We start from the raw sequence: 271 nt of genomic DNA, 5'->3' as shown, positions 1-271 counted from the left end.
AGATAGTTGGGCGTGATGTGAAAACGTTTGGCTACCGATTCCCGCGTCAGCGGTAGACTGAGATTTTCCTCAAGGTAGTCCTGGACGGCGAGAAACAGATCCCGGCTGCGGCTGACGCGCATCTCCAGCCCGACCAGCTGTTCACGACAATGACTCAGCAGCGCGGCAACCACCAGTCGCGCGGTCAGCGGATCGGGCTGCAGGCTGAGCATCACCACCACCATATAAATGCGCGAGTCCGGCGAAAAATCGAGCTCAGAAAGCATCGCCC

General features: G+C 58.7%; 1 protein-coding gene. It reads right to left on the bottom strand.

Going from position 1 to position 271, the window contains the following annotated elements; all coding sequences use genetic code 11:
• A partial coding sequence (locus tag ACX6XY_RS30300) for a hypothetical protein (protein ID WP_460337897.1) occupies positions 1–271 on the bottom strand: 271 nt, incomplete at both ends.

The organism is Streptomyces sp. O3, assembly GCF_054788135.1.
The sequence above is the reverse complement of the archived record's forward strand: the minus strand, read 5'-3'. Positions and strand labels throughout refer to the sequence as shown.